The sequence below is a fragment of the Pseudoxanthomonas sp. 68-E7 genome, from assembly GCF_057773145.1.
Genome location: NZ_JBYMTI010000007.1, coordinates 168,875 through 181,474, shown reverse-complemented (window position 1 = coordinate 181,474; position 12,600 = coordinate 168,875). Strand labels below are relative to the sequence as shown.

13 protein-coding genes are annotated in these 12,600 nt (G+C 67.6%); all 13 read right to left on the bottom strand.

Annotated elements, in window-relative coordinates:
* Positions 1–30 precede the first annotated feature (30 nt).
* A complete protein-coding gene (locus AC3DE2_RS17380; RefSeq protein WP_488427205.1) occupies positions 31–807 on the bottom strand; it encodes a ferredoxin--NADP reductase in 777 nt (258 codons plus the stop codon).
* 40 nt (positions 808–847) lie between these two features.
* Positions 848–1,201: a DUF3325 domain-containing protein gene (locus AC3DE2_RS17375; RefSeq protein WP_488427204.1), complete on the bottom strand. Its 354-nt coding sequence runs from the start codon at positions 1,199–1,201 to the stop codon at positions 848–850.
* Complete coding sequence (locus AC3DE2_RS17370) at positions 1,198–2,808, bottom strand: PepSY-associated TM helix domain-containing protein (protein ID WP_488427203.1); 1,611 nt, start codon at positions 2,806–2,808, stop codon at positions 1,198–1,200. Before AC3DE2_RS17370 ends, AC3DE2_RS17375 begins: the two co-directional genes overlap by 4 nt.
* Positions 2,805–3,125: a DUF3649 domain-containing protein gene (locus AC3DE2_RS17365; protein WP_488427202.1), complete on the bottom strand. Its 321-nt coding sequence runs from the start codon at positions 3,123–3,125 to the stop codon at positions 2,805–2,807. Before AC3DE2_RS17365 ends, AC3DE2_RS17370 begins: the two co-directional genes overlap by 4 nt.
* Positions 3,126–3,296: 171 nt before the next feature.
* Positions 3,297–5,543, bottom strand: coding sequence for a TonB-dependent siderophore receptor (locus AC3DE2_RS17360; RefSeq protein ID WP_488427201.1), 2,247 nt, complete (start codon positions 5,541–5,543; stop codon positions 3,297–3,299).
* Between the two features lie 96 nt (positions 5,544–5,639).
* Complete coding sequence (locus AC3DE2_RS17355) at positions 5,640–5,957, bottom strand: DUF4880 domain-containing protein (RefSeq protein ID WP_295377552.1); 318 nt, start codon at positions 5,955–5,957, stop codon at positions 5,640–5,642.
* A gap of 34 nt (positions 5,958–5,991) precedes the next feature.
* Positions 5,992–6,540: an RNA polymerase sigma factor gene (locus AC3DE2_RS17350; RefSeq protein WP_488427200.1), complete on the bottom strand. Its 549-nt coding sequence runs from the start codon at positions 6,538–6,540 to the stop codon at positions 5,992–5,994.
* Between the two features lie 67 nt (positions 6,541–6,607).
* Positions 6,608–7,456 carry a hypothetical protein gene (locus tag AC3DE2_RS17345; protein WP_488427199.1) on the bottom strand — a complete coding sequence of 283 codons (849 nt, stop codon included), beginning with the start codon at positions 7,454–7,456 and terminating at the stop codon, positions 6,608–6,610.
* 13 nt (positions 7,457–7,469) lie between these two features.
* The gene (locus AC3DE2_RS17340) at positions 7,470–8,726 is read right to left on the bottom strand and encodes a TraB/GumN family protein (protein ID WP_488427198.1); all 1,257 of its coding nucleotides are present in this window, start codon (positions 8,724–8,726) and stop codon (positions 7,470–7,472) included.
* The gene (locus tag AC3DE2_RS17335) at positions 8,719–9,249 is read right to left on the bottom strand and encodes a GNAT family N-acetyltransferase (RefSeq protein ID WP_295377544.1); all 531 of its coding nucleotides are present in this window, start codon (positions 9,247–9,249) and stop codon (positions 8,719–8,721) included. The genes AC3DE2_RS17340 and AC3DE2_RS17335 overlap by 8 nt, the downstream gene beginning before the upstream one ends.
* A 12-nt stretch (positions 9,250–9,261) precedes the next feature.
* Entirely contained in the window at positions 9,262–10,149 is an 888-nt protein-coding gene (locus AC3DE2_RS17330; protein WP_488427197.1) for a carbon-nitrogen hydrolase, read from the bottom strand.
* Positions 10,150–10,237: 88 nt separating this feature from the next.
* Complete coding sequence (locus tag AC3DE2_RS17325) at positions 10,238–11,527, bottom strand: NTP/NDP exchange transporter (protein WP_488427196.1); 1,290 nt, start codon at positions 11,525–11,527, stop codon at positions 10,238–10,240.
* 7 nt (positions 11,528–11,534) lie between these two features.
* Entirely contained in the window at positions 11,535–12,503 is a 969-nt protein-coding gene (locus AC3DE2_RS17320; protein ID WP_488427195.1) for an aldo/keto reductase, read from the bottom strand.
* Positions 12,504–12,600: the final 97 nt, after the last annotated feature.

The following is a 12,600-nucleotide window of genomic DNA, read 5'->3' as shown; positions in this document are numbered from 1 at the left end:
AGGAAGGCCGGCGTCAGCCGGCCTTCCTTTTTACTTCTCCACGAACGCGCGTTCGAACACGTAGTCACCGGGATGGCCGGTGCGGGGCGAGCACCGGAATCCGCGTTGATCCAGCGACGCGCGGATCTCGGCAAGCATCGACGGGCTGCCGCAGATCATGAAGCGGTCGCATGCCGGGTCCAGGGGCGGCAGGCCGCTGGCGGCGGCAAGACGGCCGTCGGCGATCCGCGCGGTGAGGCGGCCATGATTGCGGAAGGCTTCACGGGTCACGGTGGGGTGGTAGATCAGTTTCCCGCGCACCTGTTCACCCAGGAACGGATGGGCAGGCAATTCCCGTTCGATGAAATCCGAGTACGCCAGGTCGCTGACGTGGCGCACGCCGTGCGCGACGACGATCTTCTCGTAGCGCTCATAGGTTTCCGGATCCTGGATGATGCTCATGAACGGTGCCAGGCCGGTGCCGGTACCGAGCAGGTAAAGGTGCCGGCCGGGGTGGAGATCATGCAGGACCAGCGTTCCGGTGGGCTTGCGGCTGATCAGCACCGGATCCCCGATCCGCAGATGCTGGAGCCGGGAGGTCAGTTGTCCGTCCTGGACCTTGATGCTGAAGAATTCCAGGTGCTCTTCCCAGTGAGGGCTGGCGATGCTGTAGGCCCGCATCAGTGGCCGGCCTTCGACTTCCAGGCCAATCATCACGAAATGGCCGCTCTCGAAACGCAGGCCGGGATCACGGGTGGTGCGGAACGAGAACAGGCTGTCGTTCCAGTGGTGAACATGGGTGACGCGTTCGATCGCATGCAGGCTCATCGAAGAACTCCGGAAGCGGAACTGGGAAGGAAAGGCGCGCTCACGCCAGGCGCGGCAGCAGCGCCGAGAGCAGGGTCAGGCCGCCCAGCGCCCAGGCCACTGCCGCCAGCCATCTCGGGCGGTAGGGCAATACGCACAGGCTCAGCAACAGGCCAGCCGCGGTCAGCGCGCCCAGCCACGCCACCGGGCCACGCGCCCAGCCGTCGGCCCGCGCCGCGATCAACAGGGTCGCCGCGAGCAGGGTCCATCCCAGGCCGCGCCAAGCCCGCATGCGCCGCGCGCCGGCCCGCGCCGCACCATGCAGATCCATCTGGTGTTTTTCCATCGACAGGCACAGCGCGGTGAAGCCGGTGTAGCAGAGGGTCACCAGCAGCAGGAACAGGAAGGGAGTCACGCGGCGCCCTCCGCGGATGCAGCCGCCTGTCGGCGGCGTTCCGCCGCGCTGACCGGTGGCCGCCAGCGCTGCATGCGCCGCGCCGCGCAGGCCAGGCCGGCGCCCAGCGCGAACAGGGTCAGGTCGAATCCGGCCATGGTCCAATCATCGCGCGCGATGGAAACGCCCAGGTGGGCGTCGGTGGTCAATGCGTTGAGCAGCGGCAGCAGCAGGAACGACAACGCGCCTACGTAGAGTTGCCACGCCCACATGCTCCGCCGGGGCCATGCGAAGGCGGCGAGCAGCGCCGCCGCCCAGGCGAGGAAGAACACATCGGCCTCCGCCGAGGGGCGATCGGCCAGCGCCAAGGGCAGCAACCGGTTGCCCCAGAAATAGGCGGCGAAGGCGATCGGCAGGCCGGCGACGGCGCCGATGTTCAGCGCGTCCACCAGTCGCAGGCCGAAGCCGATGCGTCCGGCCTTCGCATGCTTGGGGCGTTCCTTGATCGCCCACAGGATCACGCCGCTGGCGACCATCAGGCAGCCGGCCAGGCCGGACAGGAAGAACAGCGCGCGCAGCAGCGGATCGGCGAAGCGTCCGAGATGCAGGCCGTACATCACGCCGCGCGTGCGGGTGGCGCCGCCGGGCGCCGGGCTGGCATCCAGGAGCGCGCCGGTGGCGCCGTCGAAGCGCAGCGACGGCGTGTCTACCGACAGACGCTTGCCGGTTCGCTGGTAGACGTCCACCACCGCGTTCGCGTCGCCGGGATGATGGACGGTGAAGCCGCCGGGCTCGCGTCCTTGCCACCGCCGCTGCGCGTCCTCCAGCAGGCGCGCGATCGGAGGGGCGGGCGCCGCTTGGCCGGCGGCTTCGCGCGGATCCCCGAACCGGGCGAACGCGGCGCTGAAGAAGGCGTCCTCGTCGCCGGGATAGGCGGCCTGCACGCCCCAGGGCAGGTACATGAACATCAGGGTGACGATGCCGGTGTAGGTGATCATCGCGTGGTAGGGCAGCGCCATCACCGCGCTGATGTTATGGAAATCCAGCCACGAGCGCTGGCCCTTGCCGGGACGGAAAGTGAAGAAATCCTTGAAGATCTTCTTGTGGGTGATCACCCCGGTGATGATCGCCACCAGCATGAACATCGCGCAGAAGCCGACCAGATAGCGTGCCCACACCACCGGGATGTAGTGCAGGTCGAAATGCAGCCGATAGAAGAAGTCGCCGCCCCGTGTTTCACGCGTAGCGATGGCCTCGCCAGTGTCCGGATTGACGGTGGCGTCACCGAAGCGGCCACCGCGACGGCCGCGATGCTTGCCCGCTTCGGGAGGCGAGGCGGATTCGGGATTGCGCCAGAACATCCGCAGCGTGCCGTTGCGTTCGTCCGGCAGGGTGACGGTCCAACTTTCCGCCTTCGCGGCATGGCGTTGCAGGTACCGCAGCGCGTGATCGGCTGCCACGCCGCCGCGCGTCTGCGTGGCGGGCACCTCGGGCCGCATCCAGCGGCTGATTTCCTCGCGGTAGTAGCTGGCGGTGCCGGCCATGAAGATCAGCAGCAACAGCCAGCCCACCAGCAGGCCGGTCCAGGTATGCAGCCAGGCCATCGATTGGCGGAAGCCCTGCTTCATGCCGGCGCCCCCAACCATCCGCTCGCCACGCCCATCATCACCGCGGGCAGGCCGATGCCGAGCCAGGCGCGCCACGCCGTGCGCACGGCGAAGGCCCACAGCGCCGCGCAGGCGCAGGCCACGATCGCCACCAGCATGCCGGTCAGCACCGCTTGCGCACGGTCCATCGGCAATGCGAGGGCGAGAAAGGAGGAGGTGGTGGCCGCCAGCGCGTAGCCGCCGAGGATGGCGGCAAGACTGCGCGACGCGGTGCCGACGCGCGGATGCCGGATCACTCCGGCAAGGCGTCGAGGAAACGGGGAGGAAGGAACGTTCACGAACAATCCGGGCTGAAAGCGGGAAATGGGCGGGCAGCACCGCCACCCGCCCGGGCGCCGCCTTCCCTGGCGGCGGCCGACGCGGTCGACGCCGGTGTCCATCCCGCTACAACGGGCCAGGATCCGGCATCCCTCAATCATGTGTGGATGCGACGCGGCGACGGTTCCGGATTACAGGCGGATCCGTAGATTCAGGGTGATGTTGCGTGGTTCGCCCCAATGCACGCCGTTATAGAAGCCCATCCGGCTGTAGTAGTCTTTGTCCAGCAGATTGTTGATGTTGAGGCTGGCGGTGACGTTGTCGCTGAAGCGATAGCTCGCCGACAGATTGAGCAGATGGAAGGCCGCCTGCTCGAGCGGCGCACGCTGGGTGATGGGGGTGCCGTTCGGGTTGTATGCGCCCGTCGGGCGGTTGCCGGTCCCGGTGAGCTTGCCCTGCCAGGTGACGCCACCGCCGAGGCTCAGGCGATTCCAGCGACCGGGCAGGCGGTAGTAGGTGGAAAGCCGGAACAGGTCGACCGGCTGCATGGTGTTGATGCGCGCGCCGGCCGCGTTTTCCGCCTTGGCGTGGGTGAAACCGCCGGCGATGTTCCAGTCCTCGTTGATCTGGCCCTGCACCTCCAGTTCCCACCCTTCCACCTTGTTGCCCTTGCCGGTGGACTTGTAGGCGTAGGTCGGCGACCCATTGATGATCCGCGGCGGCACCGAATCGTCGATCTCGGCCAGGTTGTCCTGTTCGCTGCGGAACACAGCGGCGCTGGCGTTCAGGCCACCCTTGAAGAATTCGCCCTTCAGGCCCAGCTCGTAGCTGTTGCCTTCGATCGGATCCAGGTAGCGGTTGTTCCTGTCGCGGTATTCCTGCGGTTTGAAGATGTTGGTGTAGCTGGCATACGCGGTCAGATTGTCGTTGATGTCGTAGAGCACGCCCGCGTACGGCGTCAGCACGTCGTCGACCTTGTAGCCGTTGCGCGCTTCCAGGGTTCCTGCGGGGTTGTAGCGTTCCTCGCTTGCGGTTTCCCAACTGCTGTAGCGCGCGCCGACCACCGCCTTGAGCGCATCGGTGAAGTTCAGGCGCGCGGCGAAGAAGCCCGCGGTCTGCTTGACCCGCGATCGATAGCTGTCATGGCCATAGCGGATGCTGCTGAAGCGGGGCACGTTGCCGTCCCAGTTGCGCCAGTCGGGAATGCGCAGATAGTCGTCCCAGCTGGCATAGCCGGCCGGCAGCACGTTCTCGGTGTAGGGCGTGTACTCGCGCTGGGTCAGCGTGCTGTAGCCGAACAGCAGGGTGTGCTCGCGGCCGAACAGGCGCAGCGGGCCGCTGGCATTGAACTCCAGCGCATCGCTGCGGGTACTGCCGAGGAAGTAGGAGTTCCATACGGTGATGCCGCTGCCGTCGGCGCGCGGAAAGCCGGCGCCGCCGTAGAACATGTAGCCGTCGGTGTCGCTGTCCGCGGCGGTATAGGCGAGCCGGGCCAGCCAGCCGTTGGCGAAGGACTGCTCCAGCCGGGCGAAGGCCTGGCGATCCTCGCGTGGCCAGGAACTCCACTTCGCCGACAGGTTGGTGCTGCGGGGCAAGCGCGCCAGACTGCCGTCGGCCATCCAGTAGGGCACCGTGCCCCAGGTGGCGCCCCGGGTTTCGGGCGATTGATAGTCGTAGCCGGCGGTGAGCAGCGTGCGCGGTGTCAGATCAGCCTCGATCACGCCGTACAGCACGCTCTTGTCCAGGGCGTAGAAGTCGCGCCAGGAGTCGCTCTGCTGTTTGGCGGCGACCAGCCTTCCGCGCAGTCGGCCGTTCCAGCCCAAGGGACCGCTGATGTCGGTCTCGAAGCGATGATTGCTCCAGCGGCCCACGGTGAGCCCCGTGCTCATCGCGAATTCGGAAGTGGGCCGCTTGCGGATCAGGTTGATGGTGCCGGACGGATCACCGGCGCCGGTGGTCAGGCCGGTCGCGCCACGCACCACTTCGATGCGCTCGTACACGGCCGAATCGCCGTCGGCCTTCACGTAGCCGCCGGTGTTGAGCATGCCGTCGACCTGGATGTTGTTGATCGCGTAGCCGCGCGAGTTGTAGCTGACGCGCTCGCTATCGGTGTACTGGACGAACACGCCGGTGACCTGCTGCATCACGCCGGACAGGCTGAAAAGACCCATGTCGTCCAGGCGCTGACGGGTGATCACCGTGACCGATTGCGGGGTTTCGCGCAGCGACAGGCCCAGCTTGGTGGCACTGCTGGTTTCGCGGACGGTGTAGGAGTTCTTGTTCTCCTTCTCGCCGTGGACTTCGATGGCGCCGAGCGTGGTCGGTCCATCGGAAGAGGCCTGTGCGGATGCGAACGCCGGCAGCAGGGCGCAGGCGAGCGCGATCGCCTGCGCCAGGGGATGGCGGAAAGGAAGCGTGGGAACGACGGTGGGGGACATGGGGTGATTCCTGAGATGGCGTGGTGTTCGCACCGCGTGGGGTGCGGACGTACAACGCGCCGGCAACGGGAATCACTCAATCGACGGGAAGGCCTCTCAGCGCAGGAACAGGTAGATGCCCGCGCAGGTCAGGGCCAGTGCGCCGGCCAGCCACCAGGGCGCCGATCCGTGGGTGACATCAACCGGCGCGCGAGGGGGGACGCCGTCCCGCTCGCGTGCGAGCATCCGCGCGGGCTGCTCCAGTTGCTCCGACAGGTCCAGGGTGTCCTCCCATGCTGCCTGATGCGCAGGGTCATCGAGCCACGCCAGGAAACGGGCCTGTTCGCTCGCCTGCATCGGTGCGCCGGAATGCAGGCGGACATACCAGGCGATGGCCTGCTCTTGCGGGGAGGAGCTCTCGTGGGGTGCCGACATGGGGGCCTGGGGAGCGGAATGCGGGGAACGCGAATCAGGTCGTCATGCTGCAACGTTTGTCCGCGGGCGAGGTTGACTCGGCCATGGCATGGCTGTGCAGGAAATCACGGCAACGGTGCATGGCCAGCATCATCTCTTTTTCCACGGTGCTGGTCGATACGCCGAGGGCCCGGCCAATCTGCGGATAGGTCCAGCCGTCCACGCGCTGCATGAGGAAGATCTGGCGGGTGCGAGGCGGAAGCGCTCGCAGCGTCCGCAGGAGTCCGTCCAGACGCGTGCGCGAATCCGCCGCCTGCTCCGGCGAAGCGGGCGTGGTGTCGTCGTGCGCGCTTTGTCGCGCATGCTCGGTGCGCACGCGCCGCGCGCGCAGGTAATCCAGTGCCAGGTTCTGGGCCGTGCGGAACATCAGGCTCAGATCGGCCTCCCCCAGATCGCGGTCCTTGAGCCGCAGGTAGGTGTCCTGGGCGATGTCCTCGGCGGTGCTGTCGCAGCCGACGATGCGCCGGACGAGGTGGACGATGCGCTGGCGCTCGCGAACGAAGACGCGGGTGTATCCATCCATGCCGGCGGCGTTGGTGTTCATTCATGCAAATGATAGTCATTCCCATTTATGCCGACAACTGCACGACGCTGTGGGACGAATTGCGACTTCAGCAGCTGTGGAATACCACCGGGAGACCGCCGCGCAGGACGTCGCCGGTCCGGAGCCAGGGCATCTTCGCCACCTCCGCCGTGCAAGGCCCAAGGGTGGCAACCCGCAAGGGTCTGGCCCGTGCCCGCCATTCCAGGCGCCGCAGCATGTCAGCGAGCATCGCGCCGGTGAAGGGCGAATACAGGTAGAACACCGTGCCGGTCTCCAGGTCGATGGTGCATGCGTCGGCGGCGGTGAATCGTGCCTGTCGCAGCCCCAGCGATTCAGCGCTGCGACGAGCGTAGGCGATGTAGGAGGGTTCGAGTTCCACGCCCAGGCAGGCGGCGGGGGTGAGGATGGCGGCCAACAAGGGCAGATGGCCCAGTCCCGAGCCCAGATCCACGAGGACGTCATCCGCGCGCAGATCCAGCCGGCGCAACAGTGCGAACAGGTGCCGCGCCGGGGTGGGCTGGTAGAACACCATGTCCGGCAACAGCGCGCCGGCTTCGGCCGGCGGCACATCGGGCGCCAGCACCTCGGCAATCAGCGCGTCCAGCGTGTCGTAGTCGTCACCCCCCGATGCGTCGCCATCGTATGCAATGGCGAGCGCGGAAAGCGTATCGGCCCCATCGCCACGGCGGATGGCTTCGCGTAGGCCGGCACAGAAGGCGCGCTGGATATCCTCCAGTTCACCGCGCAAGGCTTCCGATGGCCCCGCCAGTGCCGCCTCCGCCTGGAAAACGGATGCTTCCAGGCGATCCAGCACGTCACCACGGCGACGCCACTCCTGAGGCACCCGCAGCGACCGGTCGTCATGCCAGGCCTGCAACTGCCGGCGCAGGGAGGCGAGCGGCGCGCGCGCGTGCATTCGGGAACCGGAATCAGCCGAACAGCTTGCCGAGCATCCGCAGGCCACCGGTCCAGACGCCGATGGCGGTGCCGAAACTGGTCAGGAAGAAATTGAGCAGGATGCGCGCCACCCGGTTGCGCCACCAGCCGCGCACGGTCTGCACGTCATCGCGCAGTGCCATGAAATCCGCATAGGTGGGCTTGCGCAAACTCGCTTCCACCAACGCGCTGACCGTGCCGGACGCCAGCGCGGGATGCAGGGGGGTGAGCGGGGACGCGATGAAGGCGGCGACGATGCTGAGCGGATGCCCGCCGGCGAGGGCGCAACCCAGCGCGCCGAGCACACCCGTCGCCAATACCCATTGCACGATGAGATCGGAACCGACGTCGACGCCACCGCGATAGAAGCCCCAGGCGAAACCACCGAGCACGAACGTGGTCAGCAGGAGGGTGAACCAGGGGATGCTGCTCTTCTCGGGAATGTGCTCGAGCTCGGCCAGGGTCGCGGCGGGCTCGTCGGCGTCTTCGCGCAGGTGGCGGGCCAATCCGTGCAGATGGCCGGCGCCGACCACCGCCAGCATTTCGTGCGGCCGTTCGCCCGCGCCCTGATGGCTGCCGGCCTGGCGCAGGCGGGTCGCCATGTAGCGATCGCGCTCGGCGATCACGGTTTCGTACAGGGCCGGATTGTCCTGGGCGAACTCGCCGAAGCTGGATTCCAGCATGTCGCCCTGTTTCAGTTTTTCGATTTCCGCATCGCCGACTTCCTCGTCGGCGAACATGCCAGCCAGGATGCCGGCGCTGATCTTGGCGCGGCCCCACCAGCTCAGCCGGTTCAAGGCGCGCTTGAAGGTCAGTCCGACTTCGCGGTCGATCAGGTGCACCGGCAGGCCACGCGCGCGCGCGTCGAGGGCGCCGGCCTTGAGCTCCGCGCCCGGTTCCACGTCCAGTTGCTCGGCCAGGCGACGCTGGTAGGCGGCCAATGCGAGGTTGGCGGCGAACAGGTGGGTCTTGCCTTCGCGCAGCACCTTGATGAGATCCAGCTTCGCCAGCGCGTCGGGATCGGTGAGCGACTGCAGGCGACCGGCATCGAGTTCGATCGCCACGCTGTCGTAGGCGCCGCTGGCGACGGCGGCGCGCACCGCGTCGACGCTGCTGCGCGAGACGTGCGCGGTACCCAGCAAGGTATAACGGACCCCGTCGCGTTCGACGATCTGGTGCGGCTGTCCGGCCAGTGGGTCGTGCGCGGCAAGCGCGGAGGAAGGCGTGGGGTCGTTCATGGTGTCATTCATCGGAAGGGGCCGTGCCGTCGCCCGCGCCCAGCGCGCGCTGCATCTGCACGGTATCGAGCCAGCGGCCGTGCTTGCGGCCAAGGCCCTGGAAAACGCCGACGGTGCGGAAGCCGAGCTTTTCATGCAGCGCGACCGAGGCGCCATTCGCCGGCTCGCCGATCACCGCCACCATCTGCCGGTAGCCCTTCGCTTCGCAGGCGTCGATCAGGTGCCGCAACAGCGCCTTGCCGATGCCCTGGCCCTGGTGTCCCGGTGCGATATAGACCGTATCTTCCACGGTCCAGCGATAGCCGATGCGGCTGCGGTAGCTGCTGGCATAGGCATAACCGGCGAACTGGCCGTCACGCTCGGCGACGAGATAGGGATAACCCGCCGCCTGCACCGCGCGCAGGCGTTGCGCCATCTCCGCTTCGTCGGGCACGTCGTACTCGTAGGTCGCCACGCGTTCGCGGACTTCGTCGGCGTACAGGGCGGTGATGGCCGGGATGTCGGCCTCGCTGGCGTCGCGGATGTGCAGGGGCAAGCGGGTGATGCCTCAGTCGATGTAGCGCTTGAGCAGATCGCCATAGGCGTCGATGCGGCGATCGCGCAGGAATGGCCAGATCCGGCGCACGTGCTCGCTGCGCTCCATGTCCACTTCGACGTTGAGGAGGGTCGCTTCGGTGCCGGCCTCGGCAAGGAATTCGCCCTGCGGACCCAGCACGTGGCTGTTGCCCCAGAACTGGATGCCGGAGGTGCCCAGCGGCGAGGGTTCGTGGCCGACGCGATTGCAGCTCAGCACCGGCAGGCCGTTGGCGATGGCATGGCCACGATGGCTGAGCACCCATGCATCGCGCTGGCGGTTCTTTTCTTCCTGCGCATCGTCCGGGTCCCAGCCGATCGCGGTGGGGTAGAGCAGCAGTTCGGCACCGGCCAGCGCCATCAGGCGCGCGGCTTCTGGATACCACTGATCCCAGCACACCAGCACGCCCAGGCGGCCCACCGAGGTCTCGATCGGCTTGAAGCCGATGTCGCCGGGGGTGAAATAGAACTTCTCGTAGAACCCTGGATCGTCCGGGATGTGCATCTTGCGGTACTTGCCCGCGATGCTGCCGTCCTTCTCGAACACCACCGCGGTGTTGTGGTACAGGCCGGTGGCGCGGCGCTCGAACAGCGAGCTCACCAGCACCACGTTGTGCTGCCGGGCCAGCTTGCCCAGGCGTTCGGTGCTCGGGCCCGGGATCGGCTCGGCCAGATCGAACTCGCCGACCGACTCGTGCTGGCAGAAGTACGGGCCGTTGTGCAATTCCTGCAGAAGCACCAGGCGCGCGCCGCGACGGGCGGCCTCGGCCACGCGATCCTCGATCACCGTCAGGTTGGCATCGGCATCGCCGTGGTTCTTTTCCTGGATCAGGGCGACAGGCAGGGAGGTCTTGCGGGTCATGGCGGGAGCGGGATTGAGCGGACGCGCATGGTAACGCGGATGGCGCGGCCGGGGGCCGCCCGCGGGTGAACGGCGGGCGCCGCCGGGCTCAGCCGCCGGCCTGCTCGCGGTGGCGCTGTGCCCGTCCCAGCCAGCCGCCCGTGCCCGCCCAGGCCAGCGCGATGCCGGCGCCGATGATCATCGCCAGCGCGGGATGCTCGGCGATCAGGTCGAGCATCCGCTTCACCCAGCCGCTCAGCGCATCGGCGCCGCGGTAGACCACGGTATCGATGAAGTTCTTGGCCTTGTACTTGTCTTCCGCGCCGACCACCGTGTACAGCATTTCCCGGCCCGGCCGGACCAGCGCGTATTCGCCCGCGCGGCGCACCACCATCACCACCGCGAACACCGCGAAGGTCGGCGCCAGCGCCAGCCACAGGAAACCGGCGGCGGTGATGAGCGGGACCACTACCAGCAGGACGCCCACGCCCAGCCGGCGCGCGATCTGCCCGGTGATGAAAATCTGGGTGAGGATCGCCAGGCTCTGCACGATGGTGTCGATCAGGCCGAACACTTGGGTCTGGCGCGTGCGGTCCGGGAAAACCTCGGCCATCAGGCGCGCCTGTTCGAAGTACAGGAAGGTGCTGACGCTGGCCAGCAACAGCACGAACAGGGCGATGCCGATCAGGTAGGGCGACCGGAACACCGCCGTCGCGCCGGCGAACGGATTGCCGCCGAGCGGGCGGCTGCGCGCCACCTGGTCCTGCGCCGGCAACGGATGCGCGTCGCGCCAGCGCTGCAGCCACGCGGCGGCGCCGATGCTGCCGGCCAGGAACAGGGCCGACAGCAGCACCAGTCCGGCGTGCCCCAGCGGCGCCACCAGCAGCGTGCCCAGCACCGGTCCGCACAGTCCGCCCAGGCTGGCGCCACCGGCCATCAGCGCGAACAGGCGCTTGGCCTGCGCCACCACGAACAGGTCCGCGAGCACGCTCCAGGCCAGCGAGATGCTCAGCAGGTTGAATACCGACAGCCAGATGTAGAAGGTGCGCGCGATCCAGACGTTCTCCGGCTGCGAGCCGAACAGCGCGGCAAAGACGAGCAGGTTCAGCACGAAGAAGCCGAAGGTCCACGGCAGGATGTGCCGCCGACGCATGCGCGCGGCGACCCAGCCGAACAGCGGCATCGCCGCCAGCGTCGCGACGAACGTCCCGGTGAACAGCCACTGCAGGTTGTCCACGCCGCCGGCCACGCCCATCGTCTCGCGCACCGGACGCAGCATGAAATAGCCAGTGAACAACAGGAAGAACAGCAACAGACCCGCGACGACGGCGGCGGTTTCGCGGGGTTCGACGTTGAACAGGCGGGCGATCAGGCCGGGGCGCGAGGGAGCGTCGCTCATCGGGTACTCAGGCGAATTGGGCGATCAGCGACTGGCGCTGGGTCTGGTCAAGATCCGGGCCCACGCCTGCGCGCAGGTTGTCGCTTTGCCGTTCCGGCTTGCCGGTGGCGGGGATCACCACCGTCACCGCCGGATGGCTCAAGGCAAACTTGAGGAACGCCTGCGCCCAGCTGGTGATGCCGGCCTCGGCCGCCCAGCTGGGCAGCGGCTTGTCCTTCACCTGCGCGAACAAACGGCCATCCTCGAACGCTCGGTTGATCATCACGCCGACGCCGAGCTCCTGCGCCAGCGGAAGAACCCGCTTTTCCGCGCCGCGGGAAACAACCGAGTAATTGATCTGCAGGAAGTCGGGCTTCTCGGCCTGGACGACATCGGCCAACTCGTCCTGCGCGCGTTCGACGTAGTGGGTGACGCCGACGTAGCGCACCTTGCCCTGCTGCTTGAGCTCGCGCGCCAGCGCCAGCTGCGCCTTCAGATCCCCGAGGTTGTGGACCTGCAGCAATTCGACCTTGTCCGTTTGCAAGCGCCGCAGGCTGTCGTTGAACTGGGCCAGGCCTTCTTCCCGGCCGGTGACGCCGGAAAGCTTGGTCGCCAGCCAGGCCCGCGGCCGCAGTTTCTGTTCGGCCAGCAGCGGGCCGAGCACGTCCTCGGCGGTGCCGTAGGTCGGGGCGGTATCGATGACGCTCGCGCCGGCGGCGAAGAACCGTTTCAACACCTCGCGCAGCGGATCCCGTTCCGCAGTACCCGTGCCGACCTCGAAACTGCCGGACGTGCCCATGCCGATGACCGGAATGCGTTCCTGCGTGCGCGGGATGAGGCGGGTATTGAGGGGGCCGGGCGGCGTGGCATCGGCGGCGGGCGCCTTGCCCGGAGCCTCCTGCGACAGGCCGGCCCGGGCCGAATCGCGGCAGGCCGCCAGGCCAATACCCGCAGCGGCCGCGGCAGTGGAAGCAAGGAATTGGCGTCGTGTGTACACCGGGGGCTCCTCCGCACTGGGCAAGAGAGCGTTATCAGTGATTGGTGCCGGGCGTGTGTAAACGAAGCGTTCAACGCCGCCCCAACGAAAGACCTAG